Annotated in this window: 15 protein-coding genes; 14 read left to right on the top strand and 1 reads right to left on the bottom strand. The window is 53.2% G+C overall.

All coding sequences use genetic code 11. From position 1 onward, the window contains the following. Window positions 1-20: 20 nt before the first annotated feature. The 12 genes from I8J30_RS22895 to I8J30_RS22840 all read left to right on the top strand — a co-directional run bounded on the left by I8J30_RS22895 (window position 21) and on the right by I8J30_RS22840 (window position 18,147). On the top strand, window positions 21-914 hold the full coding sequence (locus I8J30_RS22895; RefSeq protein ID WP_210662090.1) for a carbohydrate ABC transporter permease: 894 nt from the start codon (window positions 21-23) through the stop codon (window positions 912-914). Between the two features lie 73 nt (window positions 915-987). Beyond that, complete coding sequence (locus tag I8J30_RS22890) at window positions 988-2,703, top strand: type 2 periplasmic-binding domain-containing protein (RefSeq protein WP_210662088.1); 1,716 nt, start codon at window positions 988-990, stop codon at window positions 2,701-2,703. A 180-nt stretch (window positions 2,704-2,883) separates the two neighbouring features. Then, window positions 2,884-4,794 (top strand): cache domain-containing sensor histidine kinase, encoded by a 1,911-nt coding sequence (locus I8J30_RS22885; RefSeq protein ID WP_240548298.1) that lies wholly within the window; start codon window positions 2,884-2,886, stop codon window positions 4,792-4,794. A 1-nt stretch (window position 4,795) separates the two neighbouring features. Next, window positions 4,796-6,394: a response regulator gene (locus I8J30_RS22880; RefSeq protein WP_210662086.1), complete on the top strand. Its 1,599-nt coding sequence runs from the start codon at window positions 4,796-4,798 to the stop codon at window positions 6,392-6,394. A gap of 341 nt (window positions 6,395-6,735) precedes the next feature. After that, window positions 6,736-8,229, top strand: coding sequence for a glycoside hydrolase family 32 protein (locus I8J30_RS22875; protein WP_210662084.1), 1,494 nt, complete (start codon window positions 6,736-6,738; stop codon window positions 8,227-8,229). A 1-nt stretch (window position 8,230) separates the two neighbouring features. Further along, a complete protein-coding gene (locus I8J30_RS22870) occupies window positions 8,231-8,503 on the top strand; it encodes a protein kinase family protein (RefSeq protein WP_210662082.1) in 273 nt (90 codons plus the stop codon). A gap of 317 nt (window positions 8,504-8,820) precedes the next feature. After that, window positions 8,821-10,836 carry a beta-galactosidase gene (locus tag I8J30_RS22865; RefSeq protein ID WP_210662079.1) on the top strand — a complete coding sequence of 672 codons (2,016 nt, stop codon included), beginning with the start codon at window positions 8,821-8,823 and terminating at the stop codon, window positions 10,834-10,836. 98 nt (window positions 10,837-10,934) lie between these two features. Next, window positions 10,935-11,888: an ABC transporter permease gene (locus I8J30_RS22860; protein ID WP_338044922.1), complete on the top strand. Its 954-nt coding sequence runs from the start codon at window positions 10,935-10,937 to the stop codon at window positions 11,886-11,888. 34 nt (window positions 11,889-11,922) lie between these two features. Further along, window positions 11,923-12,810 carry a carbohydrate ABC transporter permease gene (locus I8J30_RS22855; protein ID WP_210662077.1) on the top strand — a complete coding sequence of 296 codons (888 nt, stop codon included), beginning with the start codon at window positions 11,923-11,925 and terminating at the stop codon, window positions 12,808-12,810. 78 nt (window positions 12,811-12,888) lie between these two features. Next, window positions 12,889-14,637 carry an extracellular solute-binding protein gene (locus I8J30_RS22850; RefSeq protein WP_210662075.1) on the top strand — a complete coding sequence of 583 codons (1,749 nt, stop codon included), beginning with the start codon at window positions 12,889-12,891 and terminating at the stop codon, window positions 14,635-14,637. A 140-nt stretch (window positions 14,638-14,777) separates the two neighbouring features. Further along, window positions 14,778-16,559 carry a sensor histidine kinase gene (locus tag I8J30_RS22845; RefSeq protein WP_210662073.1) on the top strand — a complete coding sequence of 594 codons (1,782 nt, stop codon included), beginning with the start codon at window positions 14,778-14,780 and terminating at the stop codon, window positions 16,557-16,559. After that, on the top strand, window positions 16,552-18,147 hold the full coding sequence (locus I8J30_RS22840; RefSeq protein ID WP_210662071.1) for a response regulator transcription factor: 1,596 nt from the start codon (window positions 16,552-16,554) through the stop codon (window positions 18,145-18,147). The genes I8J30_RS22845 and I8J30_RS22840 overlap by 8 nt, the downstream gene beginning before the upstream one ends. Before the next feature lie 47 nt (window positions 18,148-18,194). Here I8J30_RS22840 and I8J30_RS22835 read toward each other — a convergent pair whose 3' ends face one another. Beyond that, window positions 18,195-19,058 (bottom strand): helix-turn-helix domain-containing protein, encoded by an 864-nt coding sequence (locus I8J30_RS22835; RefSeq protein ID WP_210662069.1) that lies wholly within the window; start codon window positions 19,056-19,058, stop codon window positions 18,195-18,197. Window positions 19,059-19,218: 160 nt separating this feature from the next. On the opposite strand from I8J30_RS22835, the gene uxaC reads away from it, so the two are divergent. After that, the gene (uxaC, locus tag I8J30_RS22830; RefSeq protein WP_210662067.1) at window positions 19,219-20,628 is read left to right on the top strand and encodes a glucuronate isomerase; all 1,410 of its coding nucleotides are present in this window, start codon (window positions 19,219-19,221) and stop codon (window positions 20,626-20,628) included. A gap of 45 nt (window positions 20,629-20,673) precedes the next feature. Then, window positions 20,674-21,504, top strand: a complete 831-nt coding sequence (locus I8J30_RS22825) for a phytanoyl-CoA dioxygenase family protein (RefSeq protein WP_210662065.1) — start codon at window positions 20,674-20,676, stop codon at window positions 21,502-21,504. Window positions 21,505-21,510 lie beyond the last annotated feature (6 nt).

Below are 21,510 nucleotides of genomic sequence, written 5' to 3'. Positions count from 1 at the left end.
TAAGGTGGTTGCGCCGACCGATGTATACATCCCTACTCCGAAGAAAAACTGCCGGCGAGGCACTATTCGATGCCGTGAATACGATCGGCATGCTGCTTGTCTGCTTCGTGACGATCTATCCGATCTGGTACGTGCTCGTCAATGCCTTCAATGAAGGGCAGGACGCCATGCGCGGCGGCATCTACTGGTGGCCTCGAGTGGTCAGTCTCGATAACTTCCAAGCGGTGTTCAACAACCCCGGCATTATGCTGGCCATGGGCGTAACGGTGGCGAAGACGGTTATCGGAACACCCGCACATGTATTTTTTACGGCAATGGTTGCGTACGCTTTCTCCAGAAGAGAGCTGGTTGGACGCAAAATCTACATGCTGCTCGGTACGATTACGATGTTTTTCAACGGCGGTCTCATTCCGTTCTACTTGCTTATTCGCGACTTGCATATGCTCGATAACTTCTTAGTCTACATCATTCCGGCCATGTTCAACTTCTTTGATCTCATCATCTTCTTGGCCTTCTTCCGCGAAATTCCCGCGGGGCTCGAGGAAGCCGCGAGGATCGACGGAGCCAATGACTTCTCCATCTTCGTCCGCGTCGTCATTCCGGTATCCATGCCCGTTATCGCCACGATCGCCTTGTTCCACGGGGTGTATCAATGGAACGATTATTTTACCGGGATGATCTATATCAACAATATGGATTTGCAGCCGATTCAGACCTACCTGTACCGGGTTATCGCACTGTCGAGCTCGAACATTATGATGGCGGCGATGCCGGGCGGCATTACGAAGAGCGTCACCTCGCAGTCGATTAAGCTCGCCACGATGGTGGTCACTACATTGCCAATTGTGCTGGTGTATCCGTTCCTGCAGAAATATTTTGTCAAAGGCATGATGATCGGTTCGATCAAGGGTTAGGTTATTCGTCCTAGCGGGCTGGATTCCAAGTCGGCAAAGACATTATAATAAGCGAAGCAAAGGGGTAGAACACATGAGAAAAGGTAAGGTTCAGCGCTTAATTGCTTTAACGACAGTGTTTGCGCTTGTCTTCACGCTGGCGGCTTGCTCCGGCGGCAACAACAACAAGAACAATGAAGCGGCAGCGGGCAATAACAAAGCTGCGAATGCTGCGGACAACACAGCGGCAGCAGACAACACTGCAGCAGAGAACAAACCCGCCGTATCTGCGGATGAGCCGGGCTGGAAAGCCGACACGTCGCCCATCACGTTCGACTGGTATCTTAACTTCTCTTGGTTCCCGAATAAGTGGGGCGTAGACGCAACTTCCCAATACATCACGAAGAAAACCGGCGTAAACGTCAACTTCATCGTGCCGGCAGGCAACGAGAACGAGAAGCTCAATACGATGATCGCTTCCGGCTCGCTACCGGATTTCATCACGCTTGGCTGGTATGAGGACGGCGTGAAGAAGATGATCGAAGGCGGATTGGTTGAACCGCTGAACAAGCTGGCAGATCAGTATGATCCGTACTTCTTCAAGGTTGCCGACCCTGCGAAGACATCTTGGTACACCCAAGAAGACGGCAATGTGTACGGGTATCCGAACGCATCGTCCTCGCCGAAGGATTTCGAGAAATATGCACGCGATTACACGTCGAACCAAACATTCGTCGTACGCAAAGATATGTATGAAGCGCTTGGCAAACCAGACATGCGTACCAAGGAAGGTTTCCTGAACGCGCTCAAAGCTGCGAAGGAGAAATTCCCGGAAGTAAACGGACAGCCGCTTATTCCGCTTGGCCTGCATGAGTTTGGCGAAACCGGCAACAGCTCGCTCGAAGGTTACTTGCAGAACTTCCTTGCTGTTCCGTATGAGAAAGACGGCAAGCTGTACGACCGTGTAACCGATCCGGAGTATGTAAGCTGGCTCAAAACCTTCCGCAAAGCCAATGAAATGGATTTGCTGGCGAAGGATATTTTCATCGACAAACGTCCGCAAATGGAAGAGAAAATCGCGCAAGGCCGTTACTTCGCGATGCTGTACCAGCGCAGTGATTTTGCCGCACAACAGAACGCCCTTTATGCCAAAGATCCGAATTCCGTCTACATCGCCATCGATGGCCCTGGTAATGATGCCGGCGATCAACCGACATTAAGCGGCCCCGGCATCTCCGGCTGGACGGTAACGCTTATCTCGAAGAACGTGAAAGACAAAGCTAGAGCGATTCGTTTCCTCAGCTACCTTGTAAGTGAAGAAGGCAACAAAGACTTGTTCATGGGCGAGCCGGGCGTTACGTATGACACGGCTGACGGCAAAGACGTATTCAAACCGGAAGTACTCGAGCTGTTGAACAAAGACCGCTCTTCCTTCGATAAGAAATATGGCGCGTCGTACACCTTCTGGATGCTGATGGATACCAATATGAACCTGAAGTGGGCACCGCCGAGCGTGGAGCCGTCCAAACAAATGGAAGATTGGACGAAAGGCAAAACGCACAGCTTCTCGCAATACGACCAAATCAATCCGACGGGCAACTCCGAGGAAGGAATTGCAAATACGAAGATCGCCCAAACATGGGGCAAAACGCTTCCGAAGCTGCTGCTGAGCAAGTCCGATGAGGACTTCGACAAAACGTTCGCAGAGTTCTTAGAGAAACGTAAAGACGCAGGCTTCGATAAAGTGCAGGCGTTCCAACAGAAGAAATACGAAGAGAACGTAGCGAAGCTGAAAGAATTTCTGAAATAGAAGACGAAATCCATTTCGAAATCGGGTAATCGAACAGCCGGCGGTGCAAGCCTCGGCCAAGAAGCGCGGTGAAGTCTGCCGCCCTTCTTGGCTGCGGGCTTCCGCCCGGCTGTTCATGCTCGTTTTCTGCGTTATACTGGAGACCAGGCATTCATCCCACTCTATGGACGTGATCCCCAATTGTTAAACAGACCGCGCATGATCAGCCGTGAAACGATCATTTATAAGCTGGAACAGCTGTCCTTGCAGAAGCGACTGTTTATTTCGTACATTCTCATCCTGCTGCTGCCGAGTGTCTTGATTTCGCTGTATATTTTCCAAGAGCTGAACGACAATTATATGAAAGACATTATTAAGAAGTACGAGAACACGCTGGAGATCGAGCGGGTCAATATGAACAACAACATCGAGACGATGGAGCGTGCCGCGCAGCTGTCGATTTCGGATAAAGAGGTCCTCTATTATTTGGAGCGGACCAGTGAACCCAACGCCACGGAGCTGATTGAGTTCGATACGACCGTGGTCTCGAATATATTGCGCCTTCAGTTCAACAATCCCAATATCGAGCATATCCGGCTGTTCTCGAATAATAAGCGCATTAACGAGCTGTGGCCCGTCATTATGCTCGAGCGGCGTATTCAAGGCGACCCTTGGTATGCGAAGGTGAACAGCTTGGACGGTCAGGAATTGTGGTACTTTGACCGAATGGATCGCGAGCCGATCCGCTCGCTTGTTCCCGATGCGAAGGAATCCAGGCCGAAGCTCTCGCTGCTGCGCGAGATCGAATATCCGGCAGGCCGCCATGTCGGCATCATGCAGGTCGATATGCTGCTGACGAATTTTTTTCAAGGCGTATTTCACGGCACCGATACGAGCCAGTCGGAGATGTTCGTAATTGATGGGGAAGGCAAAATGTTCCGCAATGACGCCAGCCCGTTTCTGGCAAACACGGGCCTTACGGAGCCGGACATCCGCAGCGCGCTGAATCAGCAGGTCACGCAAGGAAATGGCCACTTCCTGTTTAACCACGATAAAACGCCGTTTCTGGGCAACTACATGTATATCGAGAAGCTGGACGCCTACGTCGTTAATGTCGTGTCGCTGAAGAACGTATTCGCGGATATCAATAAGACGCGCAACAAACTCATCATGGTCAACGTTATTTTGCTGGCGATTTTGTCGGTTTCGACCTACTTTCTGAATGCGCTTATTCTGAAGAAATTACATACGCTCGCTCATTTCATGAAGCGGGTGCGCCAGGGTGATTTCAACTTTGATTTCACGATCCGCGGCGGAGGCGAGGTCGGAGAGCTGGCCCATCATTTTCGCAAAATGTTAAAGAAAATCAATTCGCTCATCGCCGAAGCCGTCACGAAACAGGCCGCTTCCAAGGAAGCGGAGCTGCGAACGCTGAAGAACCAGATCGATGCCCATTTCCTCTACAACACCCTTGAGAATATCAAGATGCTGGCAGAAATCGAGAACCAGCCCGTCATCTCGGATGCGCTGACTTCGCTTGGCGGCATGATGCGCTACAACTTGAAGTGGACCAGTGAGTACGTGCGGCTAAAGGATGAGCTTGGACATATTACGAACTACATTGCCATTATGAACGTTCGGTTTGATCATACGGTCAGCTTGCAGATCAACATTCCGCCGGATTACTTGGATCAGGAGCTGCTCAAGATGTCCCTGCAGCCGATTGTAGAGAACTCCGTCAAGCACGGCATGAAGTTTAAGCCATCGGAAGCGCGTGACGTGATCATCTCGATTAAAGCTGAGGTCATCGACTCCACGATCGTCATCGAAATTGAAGATAACGGGATTGGCATGACAGCGGAGATGGCGGAGGAGCTGAACCGTAAGATCAGCCAAGAAGATGCAGGCAGCTCCATTGTCGGTAAGCGGGATGTTTATGCGCAGCAGGAGAAGCAAACGGAAGGCAGCGGGATCGGTCTTCGCAATGTGCATCAGCGCATTCAATTGTTTTATGGCACGGAATACGGCTTGTTCGTCGAGAGCAGGGAAGGTGCTTATACGCGCGTTATTATGCGCGTACCTTATTTCATATTAAGCGGAGGGGTGACCTGACATGCGTACGCTGCTGATTGTGGACGATGAACGTAATATCAGGCTCGGGCTGAAGGCGATCATTGAACGAGGCTATCCCGAACGTTATGAGATGTTATTTGCGGCTGACGGGGAAGAAGCGCTTGGGCTGATTCAAAGCGGCCAAGTGGAGATCGTCATCACGGATATTCGGATGCCGGGAATGGATGGCCTGACGCTTATTCGCGAATTGGCTCTGCTGGAGCAGAAGCCGGTCGTCATGATACTCAGCGGCCATGATGATTTCCACTATGCGAAAGAAGCGATGCTCTACGATGTGAGGGAATATCTGCTCAAGCCGATTGTAAGGGATGAGCTGTTCGCGTCGCTTGAGCGGGTGGAGCGGGAGCTGGAGCGGCAAGCGGCGTTATCCGAGCGGCTGGGAGAGGTGCATCACTATCGCGATGAGCTGCTTGCGACCCAGCTGAACTACATCTTCCTGCATCCGGATTTGAGCGAAAATGAAATCGCTGAACGGTGCGCGAAGGCAGGCTGGGATGCGCTTGTTGAAGCTCTGGATTCATCGGAAGCGGGGGCCGAATCTGGTGAGACGCGTGGTTACGTGATCGCTCTGCTTCAGCTTCGGGGCGGATTGTCCTCCGGGAAAGCGGGCCAGCTGGAGGCGCTGCTGGCGTCTCGGCCTGGCGGAGTTCGGTTTTATTTTAAAGATAAGGATGATCGGCTGGTCGTTATTTGCGAGGAGATTAAGGGACCCAGCAGCCTGCTGGCGTTCATGAAAGAGCATCAGGTTTCGGGGCAAATCGGAGTGAGTCAGCGGTTGAATGGTGCCAGCGGGGTCAAACTTGCCTATGCCGAGGCACTTGAAGCGCTGAGGTACGGCTTCTTGCAGGCGATCACTGCAGAGCCGGTGCTGCTGCATTACGACCGGAAGAGAGCTCGCCATCAGGAGAACCATCTGCCGATGGAAGACATCCGGCGTCTGGCGAATATGCTCGGAACCGAGCGGGATAAGGAAATGAAGCAGATTCTCGCGGAGCTTCTTGATCCGAAGAAGCTGACCAGCTTCGATATCGCGTCGATCGAGGAGATCAGCAAGCAGCTGAACGAGCTTGTGTTTGACCGGGTCTTTAACCAGTACGGCGAGGAATCCGTGGAGATTCTGCGCATCTATAAGAAGGTCGGCTGCATGTATAACTTCGAGACGATTCATGATTATTTTCGCAGCGTCGAGGATTTGCTGCTGCGGCTGAACGATTATGTGAAAGGCCTGCGCCTTGTGCATGCCGAGCATAAGGAGATGAAGAAGGCGGTCAGCTACATTCACGACAATTATCATCGGGACCTGAATATGGCGACGGTATCGAACCATGTTTCGCTGAACTACTCGTATTTCAGCCAGGCATTCAAGGAGTTTACCGGCGAGAGCTTTGTCGTCTACTTAAAGCGCGTGCGCATCCAGAAAGCCAAGTCGCTGCTGGAGGAAACGGAGCACAAAATCTACGAGATCAGCGAGCAAGTCGGCTTCGAGAATTCGAAGCAGTTCAATCGCGTTTTCCGCGAGATGGAAGGCATCTCGGCGATGGAATATCGGACGAAACATGCGGTGCAGCATCGCGTGTGAGAGGAAGGGCAGCCGCTGGCGGGCTGCCCTTTTTATATGGCTCCGGTGATGCGGCAGCTATCCACTGAGCCGCGGTGGGATGTACGGAAGCTGCTGCTGAATTTCACAGTCGGAGCGGCAGGCACTGGCCGAAATGTTCCGCGATAGGCAACATTTCCATAGATGGTTAACCCCGATGAGCCCAATCGAGGGCTAACTAATACTCCTTTGGCGCCATGATTTATTTCCATTTTGCATGTGCAAAAATAGGAAAATGATAGGTTAATAGTATGCTATAATCCGGTTAAAAGTTGCTGTTGTACATGCACGGAGTCCAATTCGAGCAGGAGGCTGTCAGGGTCATGGAAACCAATCAAGCTAAGAGCCATGAAGAGCACATTGAAAAGGCCAATCAAGCAACGGAGGAAGGAAGCTCGCGGATCTCCGAGGAGCGCTTTCGACTTCGGTATCATCTAATGCCGAGAACCGGCTGGATGAACGATCCGAATGGACTTGTCTACTTCAAGGGCAGCTATCATGCCTTCTATCAGTACTATCCGTACGAGCCGAGTTGGGGACCGATGCACTGGGGGCATGCCAAGAGCGAGGATCTCGTCAATTGGACCCATCTTCCGGTCGCACTGGCCCCTTCAGAACCTTATGATCAAGGGGAAAGCGGCGGTTACGGCTGTTTCTCCGGAAGCGCTGTCGCGGATGGCGATTCGCTTGTTCTGCTGTACACCGGGCATGTTTCCGGCAAATCGCCGGTAGAGGTGCAGTGTTTGGCTGTCAGTTCAGACGAGGGCATCACCTTCCGGAAGAGCGAAGCCAATCCGGTCATCCCGGGGCCACCGGAAGAGGGCTTGCTCGGCTTCCGCGATCCGAAGGTATGGAAGCATGAAGATACTTGGTACATGGTGATCGGTAGCGGAAAAGAAGGCCGAGGCAATGTGCGGCTGTATGCTTCTTCGGATTTGCGCGAATGGCGCAATAGGGGGATTGCCGCTGACAGCGATGGCTCGAAGGGCGATATGTGGGAATGTCCGGATCTGTTCCCGCTTGGCGGAGGAGAACATCATGTGCTGATCGTCTCCCCAATGAACATGGGGGCAACGAAGACGATGTATCTGTCCGGCACGTTCGATTACGAAGCCGGCAGGCTTACGACTGCGCATGCGGAACGACTCGATTACGGTTTCGACTTCTATGCGCCGCAGACGCTGGAGGATGATCAAGGGAGACGCATCCTGTTCGGATGGATGAATATGTGGGGGGCGAAGATGCCGGAGCAGCAAGATGGATGGGCCGGCGCAATGACCATTCCGCGCGAGCTGAGCTTGCAGCCGGACGGCAGCATCCGTATGGTTCCCGTGCCGGAGCTGGAGAAGCTTCGCGAAGAGCGATACGAGGTGGAAGCGCAGGTAATCGAAGCAGATACGGAAGTCGCTCTGCCGGGCACCGCATCGGATGCGGCAGAAATTATCGCTGTGTTCGACGCGAGTCATTCCGATGCTGCCGAATTCGGCTTGCGGCTGCGCTGCTCGGCAGACGGGGGCGAATACACCGAAGTCGGGTACCGCGCCGCGGACCGCACGGTTTATGTGAACCGCGATCATGCCGGTCTGGGCGATGGCGGAATCAGTGAGGTGCAGCTTGCAACTCAGGATGGCGGGCTGCTGAAGCTCCATCTGTTCCTCGACCGTTCGTCGCTGGAGCTGTTCGCGAATGATGGGGAGAAAACGATGACGAACCGAATCTATCCCCAGCCGGATAGTTTGGGGGCATCTCTGTTCAGTCGTGGGGGAAATGCGGTTCTTCGCTCATTTGAAGCCTATGAATTGAAGTCGATTCACTAGTTTGATTGCGCAGCATGATCCGGATTATGCGGTCACGGCATTTATCGAAGGCCGCATGCTTGAGAAAGATGATCTCAAGAACGAATCGATCCGAAATATGATCATGGAGCGCCTCAAACGGATCCATCGGATGGAAGGTCAAGGCAGAATCTGCTCGCCGTACACCTGTTCCGCTTGGCGTTGGAGTCTGCCCCGGCCGGATCGCGGCTTGACGGAGTCGGCGACGAAAGCGTGCCCTTCCACGATATCGCAAGCGTTATCGGTAAGCATTTGAATCTGCCGGCGGTTAGCCTTTCACGAAAAGAAGCGAATGCCCACTTCGGCTTTCTTGGCACCCTCGCGGCGCTTGACATTCCGAGGACGAGCGCGCAGACGCAAGCATTATTGGGATGGCGTCCGGTACACTCCGCATTAATAGAGGACCTCGAACAAGGACACTATTTCGCCCTTTAAAAGGCTTCTGGCACAAAAACAGACCAATCCAACCCCGGATTGGTCTATTTTCTATGGTCAAAAGGTTGAATCTATCAGGTTTTGACCTTGCCGCGCTTCCTCCATAATGAGGTAGACAACCGAGGGGGAGGAAAGCCGATGAAATTTGGCGCTTGTTATTATCCGGAGCATTGGCCGGAGGAACGCTGGGAGCTGGACGTGAAGCTCATGAAGGAAGCGGGGCTGAACGTGCTGCGCATCGGCGAATTTGCTTGGTCGAAGCTTGAGCGCTATGAGGGCAGCTACGATTTCTCATGGATGGATCGCATGATTGAGCTGCTGGCGGCACACGGAATCGAGGTCATCTTAGGAACGCCAACCGCTGCGCCGCCTAAGTGGCTCATGGACAAACACCCCGACATCTATATGCGGGACAACAAAGGCATAGCGCGAGGCTTCGGCAACCGAAGGCATTACTGCTACAACAATCCCAACTACATGGCAGCCTCGGATCGCATTGTAACCGCAGTCGCGAAGCAATATGGCGAGCATCCGAACGTGATTGCCTGGCAGACTGACAATGAATTTGGCTGCAACGATACGGTGTATTGCTATTGCGATTATTGCAGAGCCGCCTTTCAGGCTTGGCTTCGCCAAACTTATACAAGCATCGATCAGCTCAATGAAAGCTGGGGAACGGTGTTCTGGAGCCAAACCTACAACGAGTGGGAGCAAATTGTGCTTCCGGCTTATACCGTCTTCCATCTGCATAACCCGGGGCTCGAGCTCGATTACCGCCGGTTTGCTTCCGATTCCGTCATCGCGTATCAGAAACGGCAGATCGACCTGCTGAAGCAGCTTGCCCCAGGTCAGCCCGTTACCCATAACATGTGGTCGGAGATGAACGAGATAAACAGCTTCGAGCTGTCCAAGGACCTGGATTTTGCTTCGTGGGACATCTATCCCAATCTCTGTTTTACGGATCAGCCGGACCCTCGCGCAAGCGCGATTCAGCTGGATATGGCCCGCGGCGTGAAGCAAGCTCCCTTCTGGGTGCTGGAGCATCAAAGCGGCGCGCCGGGCGGCAACATCATGTTTCCGACGCCGCGGCCGGGGGAGCTTCGCAGATGGACATATCATTCGGTCGCACATGGCGCCGATGCAATCGTCTATTTCCGCTGGCGGACATGTCTTTTCGGCGCGGAGCAGTTCTGGCATGGCATTCTGCCCCATGACGGCATTCCGGGCAGGCGGTATGACGAAGTCAAACATGTTGGTGAGGAGCTGAACCGATTGATGCCGCTAATCGAAGGCAGCAGCGCAGGAGCAGAAGTCGCCATCATTCGTTCCTACGAGAATGAATGGGTCATGGACATACAGCCTCAGGTGATGGGCCACCGGTATATCCGTCATTTCAAAAGCTATTACCGTTATTTCTATGATCATCATATTCCGGTGGATCTCCTTTCCGACGAAGCGGATTTCAGCCGATATCGCCTCGTCGTCCTGCCGCACTATATGCTGTCCAAGCCGGAGGCCAAGCAGCGTATCTACGATTATGCGGCGCAAGGCGGCACGGTGCTGCTCGATTTCCGTTCCGGCTCGCGGCTGTGGGACAACCGGATGTCGGATCAAACGCTGCCCGGCATCTACCGGGAGCTTCTTGGCATCTCGATTACCGACTACGGCATCCTTCGTGAAGGTCAAACGCGCAGCGTCCAGCTATCCCAAGACACACACAGCTACAACGCTCAGACCTGGTATGACGTCATTCATCCCGAGACGGCGGAGCCGATCGCCTGGTTCGGCGAAGATTACTACACCGGATCGCCTGCCGCAACATGCAACCGGTATGGCCAAGGCGCCGCCTACTACTTGGGCATGGAGCCGCAGCCTGCCCTAATGAATGCACTTATGGATCGCATCTGCGCGGACGCAGGAGCAGCGCCGATTCAAGGTATACAGGTGCCGGACAGCATCGAACTCACGCGAAGGGTCAGCGGCGAAGGCCGGGAATATATTTTCGCCATCAATCACGGTACGGACCTTCAATCCATTACGCTCGCAGAGCCGCTGTACGAACTGACAACGGAGCAAACGATAGCAGCGGGCACGATCGAATTACCGGGCAACGGCGTGTTTCTCTTCCGCAAGGATCACCCGCTACTGGGGTGATAAGTTGCAGTTTATCAGGTTGTTGGCGTTCCCAGCCCCCTGCATAATAAAACTAGAACAACACGGATGAGAGATAGGGTAGAAAGGAGTACGGCAGTGTGAAATCAATCGTTTCAACCAAGCAAGACAACGCGCCAAATAAACGAAGCTTCGGCAGAAAAGTCATCATGCAAAGACAGCTGATCTACATGTCTGTTCCGTTCGTCCTCCTGATCGTCCTGTTCTCCTACGTCCCGCTCTGGGGATGGATTATGGCGTTTCAGCGGTACACGCTCGGCAAAGGGATTAAACACAGTCCCTTCGTCGGCTTCGATAATTTCGTCGCGCTCTTCCAAGATGAACAGTTCTACCACGTGCTTCGCAACACGCTCGCCATGGGGCTGCTGCAGCTGATCGCCGGTTTCGTTTGCGCCATCGCGCTGGCACTGCTGCTGAATGAAGTCAGGTTCGTCTGGTTCAAGCGGGTGATCCAAACGATCACCTACATTCCTCATTTTGTCTCATGGGTCGTCATTGCGAACATCACGCTCACGATGCTGTCTCCGGACGACGGTATGCTGAACCGCATTCTGATGAAGCTCGGCATCATCCAAGAACCGCTCTACTTTATGGGCGAGGAAAAATGGTTCTGGTTCATCCATACGACGGTCAGCTTGTGGAAGGAGCTGGGCTGGAGCACCATTATCTACTTGGCGGTATTGGTGGGACTGAATCCCGAGCAATATGAAGCGGCCGAAGTCGACGGCGCAAGCCGCTTTCAGAAAATGTGGTACATCTCCATTCCCGGCATCATGCCGACCGCTATTCTGCTGCTCATCTTGAATGTGGGCTGGATCATACAAGGCGGCTTCGAGTCGCAGTATTTGCTCGGCAATCCAATCGTCGTTGATTATTCCGAGGTCCTTGATCTCTATGCGCTGCGCTACTCGACACAGCTCGGAGATTTCTCGTTCGGGGTCGCGATCAGCATGTTTAAATCGGTGGTCAGTGTAGTGATGGTGCTGGCCGTTAATTATTTGGCCAAGAAAACGAATCAAAGCCGATTAATCTAGTACAGCGCCGACAAGAAAAGGAGGGTGGTCAAGAATGGACCGCAATCAGGCGTGGGGCGCGCTCGCGTTCAACACCTTTAACTATACGCTGCTGCTTCTCATCGGCATGGCAACCTTGTTTCCCTTCTTGAACCTCATTGCGGTGTCGCTGAACGATCCGCTCGATTCCTTGAAGGGAGGCATTACGCTCCTGCCAAGAGAATGGACATTAATGAATTACCGTGCGATATTGAGTGATGATGCGCTCGCGTGGTCGGCTGTCCGTTCCGTTATTCGGACCTTGCTAGGCACGGTGCTCGGCGTAACGGGTACCGTCATGATTGCCTATACGCTCAGCCGCAAGCAATTTATCTTCCGCAAAGCGTTTAATGTCATCTTGGTCATTACCCTCTACGTGAACGGCGGCCTCATTCCAACGTACCTGCTGATCAAGAACCTAGGGTTAATGAATCATTTTGCCGTCTATATCATTCCCGGTCTAATCGGGGTGTTTAATGTTATCATTATTCGCAGCTACTTCGATCAGCTTCCGGAAGGACTGGTAGAATCGGCGCATATCGACGGAGCGACCGACTTTCAGACGCTGTTTCGGATTGTGGTGCCAATCAGCCTGCCGGTTATTTCGACCATCACGTTATTCATCGCGGTTGGCCACTGGAATTCCTGGTTCGACAACAATCTCTATGCCAGCCGCAATCCCGATTTGAGCCTGCTGCAGTTTGAATTACAGAAGATTCTGCTGCAAAGCGTCAGCCAAGTGGCCAATGCCAATGAGCATGTGGACGGCAAAGCCATACAGTCCAATCCCGATACGATTCGGGCGGCACTGACCATTGTGGTTACGATGCCGATCCTGCTTGTTTATCCGTTTCTGCAAAGGTATTTCGTCAAAGGCGTTACACTCGCTGCGATTAAGGAGTAACGAAGGGTTCGCACGATATCAAACGGAGCGATCGATCCGTTGATATATACAAAACGAGGATTGAAAGGGAGTCTAACGATGAAAGGTAAAAGGCTAAAGCGCAGTTTTACATTCGGACTCATCATTACCGTACTGGCAGTGCTTATCACAGGCTGCGGTTCCTCCAATAACAACAATAACGAAGGGGCAACGAACGTAAACGAACCGGCCAAGAACACGGCTGCAAATGAAGCCAATACAGGCAATAATGCCGCTGCGGAGGCAGAGCCGGCACCGGATTTAAGTCCGATCGAGTTTACGATCAACACGGCAGACGACAAGCTGAAATGGGATACGCCAATTACGAAAGCGATTACAGAGAAAACAGGCGTATCGCTCAAATACGACCTCTCCGTCGGCGATCAATTTCAGAAATGGGATCTGTGGCTGGCAGCCGGCGACTATCCGGATGTCGTTGTCCTCGATGCCAACTACACCCAGAAATTCAAAGATGCAGGCGCCATTATTCCGCTAAACGATCTGATCGATAAATACGGTCCGAACATTAAAGAGAAGTACGGCAAATACTTCAACCTGCTCAAAGGCAAAGACGGCAATATCTACTCGTTGTCCGGCGTCAACAAGAGCGAAGAAGCGGCAGCTAACTCGACTGCCAACTTTATCGTGCAATATGACGTGCTGAAGGAAGCCGGGTATCCGGAAATCAAAACGTTCGATCAGCTCTACGATGTTATCAAAGCGTATGCCGATAAACACCCGCAAATCGACGGGAAAGATACGATTGGCTTCGCCGCTTCCATGGCCAGCTGGACGATGAAGATCGAGTTCAACAATCCGGTCATCAATGCATTGGGATTGCCTGACCATGACCGTTCCCGAATCGATGCCAACGGCAACGTCACGTACAACCCGGTTTCCGAGGAATCCAAGGCTTACCTGAAGTTCCTGAACAAGCTGTACAACAACGGGCTGTTTGACAAAGAAGCCTTCTCGCTCGACAACATTGCCACGAAAGCCGCGCAAGGCCGCGTCCTTGCCGCTTATTCGCCGGGCTGGTTCTTAGGCGACGCTGAAGCTTCCCTGCGTAACTCCGGCCATCCGGAACGCGCCTATGCCCATATTCCGATTTATTTTTCGGAAGGCACGGAGGATCATTCCAACACGCTGACGCCGACGCAAGCGGGAAGCTACCAATGGACGATCAGCAAGAACGCGAAGAATCCGGAGCGGATGATTCAGATGATTGATTTCCTCTTCTCCGATGAAGGTCAAATTCTGACGCAATGGGGCATTGAAGGCACTCACTTCGATGTGAAGGACGGCCGCCGCGTACTGAAGCCGGAGCTGATTCAGCAGCGTCTAGCGGATCCGGATACGGATTACAAGGAAGGCTTCCACGGCATCGGAACAGGAAACTTCTCGTGGTTCGGTATCGGCAACGGCGCGAAGCTGGCGGATGGCGACTACTCCACACCGCTTACCAAAGACATGGTTATCGCCAACTACGATGACATGACCAAGGAAGTACTGGCGAAGTACGGCAAGCAGGTATGGGCAGATTTCTTGCCGCCGGTCGAATATGTTCCGGGCTACATCTGGCAGCTTACGCCTCCGGAGTCGACCAAGGTAGAAGAGCAGAAGATCGATGATACATGGCGCAAGTACTTGCCGAAAATCATCATGTCGAAGGATGATGCCGCGTTCGATTCCAATTGGAAGGATATGCAGGATGCCATCAACAAGAATGGCCTGGAGAAAGTAGAAGCGGCTTATACGCAGCTATGGGCGGACTTTAATGACAAGTACAACAGCATCTTAGGCCAATAATCGGTTGTAGGTAAGGTACTCCTTGTTCGCGGCACTTGCGGGCAAGGAGTATGTTTCGTGCCGCAGGGGAAGGAAATGCATGCAGATAAAGCGAATGAGTGAGAAACGTACAGCCACGAAAGGTGCGAGGTCGCCGCGACATGAAAATACGGACAAAGCTGATCGTAGCCAACTTATTCGTTGTTTTGCTTCTGCTGGGCTCCCTTACGTATGTGCTCATGAAACGCAGCAGCGATTTGGTCTACGAGCATATCATCGAGAATGCCGAACTCTCGCTGTCACAAGTAAGCGCGAACTTCGATAATAAGCTGAGCTCCTACGAGGAGAATGCGAACACGCTATTTTTGAACTCTTCCTTGAATGAGAAGCTCCAGAAGAAATATAAGGACCAGCAAGAAGCGTATGATACGTATTTCGACTATTACCAGCCTTTTATTTCGGCGGTTCAGGCGACCAAGGCGATCTCTCATCTCAACTTATATACCGACAATCCGACCTTTCTATTCGCGAATGTGTTTCTGATTGATGAAGAGACGCGGCAAAGCGATTGGTATCGCAAGGTCTTCAATAATCGCATCGGCGGCTACTGGACCGGTCCCTATACGCCGCTGCTTGAGCATAAACCGGTGTTCAGCTTCCGCAAACGGATGAACAATTTCGATCCGGCCTCCCCAAACGTCGTCTCGATCGAAATCCAGCTTCGCGTATTGTCGGAGCTTATTAATGTAGAGAGTAAAAGTAAGCGTTTTATTTTCTCGCTGGCAGACGGTACGGTGCTGATTGACAGTGCGCAGACAGGCGGGATTACGCAGTTAAAGGAACTGCCTTTTTATTCGGAAATCATGAAGGAAACAGAGGGAAGCTTCAGCTACGAGGATGAGCATAACAGCTATCAAATTATGTTCCAGACGCTCGAATCTCACAACTCGGTGCGAGGGATGAAGGTGCTGACCTTTATTCCGATAAACGAGCTGATGCCGAAGATCGAACAGCTTCGATCGCTCTCGATTGTCTTGTTCCTGCTGGCCATCGTCGTTTCCGCGCTCTTCATCTCGACGATCTCCGTCGGGCTGACGCGCCGATTAACGGAGCTGTCGTTTCGGATGAAGCGGGTGCACAAGGATAATTTTCAAAGCTTCGTCGAGGTCAAAGGCAAGGATGAGGTTGCGCAGCTTGGCCAGATGTTCAATCTGATGGTGCAGCGGGTGGGGCAGCTCATTCAAGAGGTGTACCAATCGGAAATCGATCAGAAGGAGCAGGCACTGCGGACGAAGGAAGTGGAGCTGTACGCGCTGCAGACCCAAATCAATCCGCATTTTCTGTTCAATGTGCTGAATATGATCCGAGGCAAGCTGCTGATTGCAGGCGAACGGGATACGGCCAAAGTCGTCGGGCTGCTGGCGAAGTCGTTCCGGATGATGCTGCGAAATGGCGGTCCAACGATCACGCTGAGCGAAGAAATGGAGTTTATCTCGATTTATTTGCAAATCCAGCAGCATCGGTTCGGCGATAAATTCACCTTTACCATTGCGATTCCCCCGGAAGCCCTTGCTGTGAATTTGCCGAAATTGTGCATTCAGCCGCTGGTCGAAAATGCGATCACCCATGGGGTGGAACTGAGCCCTACGCAATCCCGCATTCAGATTAGAGGCAAGCTGGCGGAGGACACGCTGCAAATTACGGTGGAGGACGATGGTCTCGGCATGACGCCGGAGCGCCTAACCGAAATCCAAGCCGGCTTGCAGCAGGATTCACTTGAGGTCACCTCCAATATCGGACTTCGTAACGTGAATCGGCGATTGAAGGTCCGATATGGGGACAGCTATGGGCTGGACGTGCAGAGTGAGCAAGGCGAAGGAACAAAAGTGACGATATTCATTCCCATGCAGCAGGCGGATAATGGAGGCGAAACAGATGTATAGCGTACTGATCGTGGAAGACGAGCCGCTCGCGAGAGAATCGCTTAAATATGTGATTGATTGGGAGAGCTGCGGGTTCCAAATCCGAGCGGAGGCGGAAGACGGCAAACGGGCGCTTGAGCTTATGCAGCGAAACCATTATTCGCTTGTGCTTACGGATATTCGCATGCCGACGATGAACGGGCTCGAACTGATTGCCACGCTGCGGGAATTTACGGATGTCCCCGTCATTATTCTCAGCGGGTACGAGGACTTTGAATATGCACGGCAAGCACTCAAGATGGGTGTTCATGATTACTTGCTAAAGCCTGTCGAGGAAGAAGACTTAATCGCGATCTTGGAGCGAATCGGCCGGAGCATAGCGGAGAAGAGATCGTTTCAGAGGCAGCATCATTTGGGTTTATCTGCCCTTCGCGATCAGGTGCTGCGGAAGCTTGCGCATGGTCCCGTCAGCCGAAACGAGTACGAGGAGGCCATTCGCACGATTGGCCGCGGAATCGGGGAAGGACCGCTGCGTACGCTGCTCGTGGAGATGGACTCCCTCTCGTCGCCGAGTCCGGCGCTGACCGAGCATGATGCCGAGCTGAAGCGTTATGCGGTACGCAATATTTTGGAGGAGCTGTGCGGCGGGGTGGGTCTCGTGTTCGAGCTGACCGAGGAACGGTACGGTATCGTATTGACGGGGCAGCCTGACGGGGCGGATGATGAAGAATTGTATCTATTCGCTGGGCGACTGAGAGATGCGGTAGCCGAGAATGCCAAAGAAACAATCAGTATCGGCTTCGGCAGTTTGGCCGCTGGCGGAAGAGAGCTGGCGGGGTCCTTTGCTGCCGCGGAGGAAGCGCTCGACGGGAAATTTCTGGTGGGCAGCGGGTCGATTCTGGTTGGCAGAGACGCGCTTAAGCATTCGGGCGGAAGTGGAAGCGTAGGCTTAGGTGGTTATCCAAGTACCGCGAAACTGCAGGCCGGCGTGCTTGAGGCGATTTCTAATTTGCAGGATGAACAGCAGGTTGAAGCTGCCATTGACCGGTTATGGGAAGGCTTCAAGGCGGAACAAGCGCCGGGAAGCGTCGTTCGCAAGAGCGTGCTGGAGCTGCTCGTCCAATTGCAGCAGCTTGTCAGAGAGCTCGGCGCAAGCGCAGACGGCCTCTTCGAATATGAGCTTGGCGATTACGAGCGGGTCATGAAATGCAAGACGATGGAAGAGCTGCAGCATCTCGCAAGCCGGAAGGCGAAGGACGTGCGAGCGCGGGTATGCGGGATGAAACAGCTGCAGCCGAGCACGCTGGTTACAACGGTGAAGAAACTCGTTCAGGAGCAGTATCACACGAACATCAGCTTACGGAGTATCGCACAGCAGGTATTTTTGAATCCGAACTACTTGGGGAAGGTGTTCAAGGCCGGAACAGACGAATCGTTCAACGATTATTTGCTTAAGGTGCGGATGGAGAAGGCGAAGGAGCTGCTCAGGCAGTCGGATAAGAAGGTGTACGAGATTGCCGAAGCTGTCGGGTACGGCGAGCTGGACTGGTTCTATAAGCGGTTTAAGAGCTATGCCGGCATGAGCGCCGGGGAGTATCGGATGAAATGACAGCTTTAGCGGAGCGATGGAGAAAGTTCTTCCATCGCTTTTTTGGCTTACAGCAGGTTCATTTTGCGATAGGCAAGCGGCGTCATGCTCGTCATTTTCTTGAAGATGCGGTCAAAATGCCCCGTGTTCTCGAACCCGGTCCGTTCCGCGACGACGATGACTTTAAGATCCGTGTTCTTGAGCAGACGCTGCGCCTCGCGAATTCGCGTCAGATGAACGTATTCAGTAAGCGTGAAACCGGTGACCGCCTTGAAGCTTCGGCTGAGATAATAAGGGCTCATGAAGAATTGTTTGGCTAACTCTGTAAGCGCAAGCTTAGTGTCATAGTGCTCGTTGATGTGCAAGGCGACCTCGGATATTTTCTGATGGAGAGCGGTTGGCTGTTCGGGTACGGCAGATTCAGAGTGCGCCGGAGCGGGATGCCTTGCCGCAAACAGCAGCAGCTCGGTCAGCAGCAGCCGGAGGTAGGACTCGAAGCCGGGCCGCTGCTCGGACGCTTCGGCGATCATTTTGCCAAGCAGCTGGCGGACGAATAGCTGCTCTTGCGGCGTAAGATGCAGCAGAAGCGCATTATGCCCGAAGGGTTGCAGCAGCAGCGGATCGTGGAAGGGATGCTCCGTTCCCACGAAGGCATCGCTGAAATTGATGACGATCCGTTCATGCTCCGGAGGACCAAGCTCAGAGGAGTTGTGGACGACCTGTTTGTTCACCAGCACCAAGTCGCCTGATGTAATCGAGTAGGAACGGTCCTCGATGAAATGCACGCGCTGGCCCGACACCAAATAATAGATTTCATAGGTAGGGTGAAAGTGATTGTTGCGTCCAAACGGCTTTGTCCGATGCACATGCTGAATATAGAAATCGCCTTCCTCATCGCCATAGGAGAGCGGTTCGTCGACGGTGAGCCTCATCTGGTATCCTCCTTACGATCTTAGAAAACAGATAACTCTACTTTAGCGCAAGATAGGTGAATAAACTATCACTTTGAGCAAAATATGTCACGATAATCGGCAAATATTGCGTTATGCTGAGAAGAGATATGGACTTTAGAGGAAGGCGGTACATCCGACCATGCGTAATTTTATGGATGATGATTTTCTCCTACATAACGAGACAGCAAAACGGCTTTATCATGAATATGCGAAAGCAATGCCGATCTTGGATTATCATTGCCACTTGAGTCAGCAGGACATCTATGAGAATAAAAGCTATAACAACCTGACGGAAGTTTGGCTGTATGGCGATCATTATAAGTGGCGGGCGATGCGTGCGAACGGCATCGAAGAGAAGTACATCACCGGCGGCGAAGGGGTCAGCGATTACGACCGTTTCCTCGCCTGGGCACGCACCGTGCCGATGACGCTAGGCAATCCGCTCTATCATTGGTCGCATCTGGAGCTGCGCCGATTGTTCGGCATCGACGAGCTGATCAATGAGAAGAATGCGCCGGTCATCTGGGAGAAGGCCAATGCCAAGCTGCGCGGCGGCGGTTATGCCGTACGGGATTTCATTCGCGACGCAGGCGTGGAAGTGGTCTGTACGACGGATGATCCGATCGATTCGCTGGAGCATCATGCGCTGCTGGCACAGGAGCCGGATTTGGGCTTCCGCGTACTGCCTTCGTTCCGTCCGGATAAGGTGCTGGAGATTAACCGCGCACCGTTCGTTGGCTATATTGCGAAGCTGGCTGAAGCTTCGGGGCGAAGCCGTATCGAGAGCTACGATGAGCTGCTGCTTGCGCTGAAGGAACGGGTTCAGTTCTTCCATTCCGTTGGCGGACGAGTGTCCGATCATGCGCTTGATTACGTGCCTTGGGCGGAGACGACACGCGAGGAGGCGGCGGGTATTTTCTCCAGAGCGCTTCAAGGCGGCGGCGTAACGCTCGAGGAGGAGAAGAAATACAAATCCTACACGCTGGTTTACTTAGGCGAGCTCTATGCGGAGCTTGGCTGGTCGATGCAGCTGCATATGAACGCGCATCGCAACAACAATGCGCGTACCCTTCGCGAGCTGGGCGTGGACACGGGGTTTGATTCCATGAACGACAGTCCGGTCGCGGTGCCGCTTGTCCGGCTGTTAAGTAAGCTGGATGAGCAGGATAAGCTGCCGCGGACGATTGTGTATTCGCTTAATCCGGCGGATAACAACGTGTTGGCGTCGCTGATCGGCAGCTTCCAGGGCGGCGGCATTCCGGGCAAAATCCAGCTGGGCGCTGCTTGGTGGTTCAACGATACGAAGGACGGCATGCTGGAGCAGCTAAAGTCGCTTGCGAATATCGGGCTGCTCAGCCGGTTTGTCGGCATGCTGACAGACTCGCGCAGCTTCCTCTCGTATACGCGGCATGAATATTTCCGCCGTATATTCTGCAACTTAATCGGCGAATGGGCGGAGAACGGGGAAGTGCCTGCGGATGCGGAGCTGCTTGGCGGGCTTGTGCAGGCGGTATGCTACGAGAATGCGAAGGGGTATTTCCGTTTCTAGCTTTCCGTAAAACGACAAGGTAGAAGACCATTCAGGAGGGATACCATGAGCGGCAAACTGACATCACCCGATGAGATCAACAAGCAGTTGTATCCGCACGGCGAGGTTCATCAGGCTGTTCACCGCGTTGCCGATGTTGGGGAGGAGCAGGTTCAGTCCTATCGGCAGCAAGGGTACGCGACGGTATTGGATTTGTTGTCGGAAGCGGAAATTGGCGCTGCGATCGAAGCTGTCATGGCGCATATTGCCGATGATCAGACGGCTGTGAAGGTGCAGTTCGTGAAGCCTCGGAGCGAGCTTCGCAGCGATGAAGAGCGCGAGCTCGCCGTCCGCAAATTGTATGAATTTGTGGAGGTCGACGATCGGCTGAAGGCCGTTGCCTATCATCCGAACGTATTGGCCGTCGTGGAGAAGCTGCTCGGCGCGAAGCCGAAGCTGGTGCAGGATATTGCGCTGCTCAAGCCGCCGAAAGGCGGGGGCGAGAAGCCCTGGCATCAAGACATGGCCTACGGCAATCTCGCGTATGATCGTCCCGTCATCGGCGTTTGGATTGCCCTCGATGAAGCGGGGCTCGATAACGGCTGCATGCAAATTATCCCTCGTTCGCATATGAACGGCGGCATTCCGCATTATGCGGAGCGGGATTGGCAGCTATGCGATACGGTTGTGCCTGTCGAGCGCAATGTCGCTGTGCCGCTCGCACCGGGCAGCGCGCTGTTCTTCCATGGGCTGCTCATGCACGGCACCGCGTTCAATTTCTCGCAGAAGCGCCGCCGCGCGCTGCAGTTTCATTATGCGCCGGATACCGCGGAGAAGATCAGCCCGAGAGAGTATAAGCGGATGTTTACGAGCGAGATGACGGGGGCGGACTGCTAGACCGGT

The sequence above is a fragment of the Paenibacillus lignilyticus genome (assembly GCF_017942085.1).
Taxonomy (GTDB): Bacteria; Bacillota; Bacilli; order Paenibacillales; family Paenibacillaceae; genus Paenibacillus_Z; species Paenibacillus_Z lignilyticus.
Note: the sequence above shows the minus strand (reverse complement) of the source record. Positions and strands in the feature narration are given on the sequence as shown.

Bases quoted from the DNA above. Each gene is read 5' to 3' on its own strand.
- I8J30_RS22840 (WP_210662071.1), top strand. From the start codon at position 16,552: ATGTATAGCGTACTGATCGTGGAAGACGAGCCGCTCGCGAGAGAATCG.
- I8J30_RS22865 (WP_210662079.1), top strand. From the start codon at position 8,821: ATGAAATTTGGCGCTTGTTATTATCCGGAGCATTGGCCGGAGGAACGC.
- I8J30_RS22855 (WP_210662077.1), top strand. From the start codon at position 11,923: ATGGACCGCAATCAGGCGTGGGGCGCGCTCGCGTTCAACACCTTTAAC.
- I8J30_RS22825 (WP_210662065.1), top strand. From the start codon at position 20,674: ATGAGCGGCAAACTGACATCACCCGATGAGATCAACAAGCAGTTGTAT.
- uxaC (WP_210662067.1), top strand. From the start codon at position 19,219: ATGCGTAATTTTATGGATGATGATTTTCTCCTACATAACGAGACAGCA.
- I8J30_RS22845 (WP_210662073.1), top strand. From the start codon at position 14,778: ATGAAAATACGGACAAAGCTGATCGTAGCCAACTTATTCGTTGTTTTG.
- I8J30_RS22875 (WP_210662084.1), top strand. From the start codon at position 6,736: ATGGAAACCAATCAAGCTAAGAGCCATGAAGAGCACATTGAAAAGGCC.
- I8J30_RS22895 (WP_210662090.1), top strand. From the start codon at position 21: ATGTATACATCCCTACTCCGAAGAAAAACTGCCGGCGAGGCACTATTC.
- I8J30_RS22880 (WP_210662086.1), top strand. From the start codon at position 4,796: ATGCGTACGCTGCTGATTGTGGACGATGAACGTAATATCAGGCTCGGG.
- I8J30_RS22890 (WP_210662088.1), top strand. From the start codon at position 988: ATGAGAAAAGGTAAGGTTCAGCGCTTAATTGCTTTAACGACAGTGTTT.
- I8J30_RS22850 (WP_210662075.1), top strand. From the start codon at position 12,889: ATGAAAGGTAAAAGGCTAAAGCGCAGTTTTACATTCGGACTCATCATT.
- I8J30_RS22835 (WP_210662069.1), bottom strand. From the start codon at position 19,058: ATGAGGCTCACCGTCGACGAACCGCTCTCCTATGGCGATGAGGAAGGC.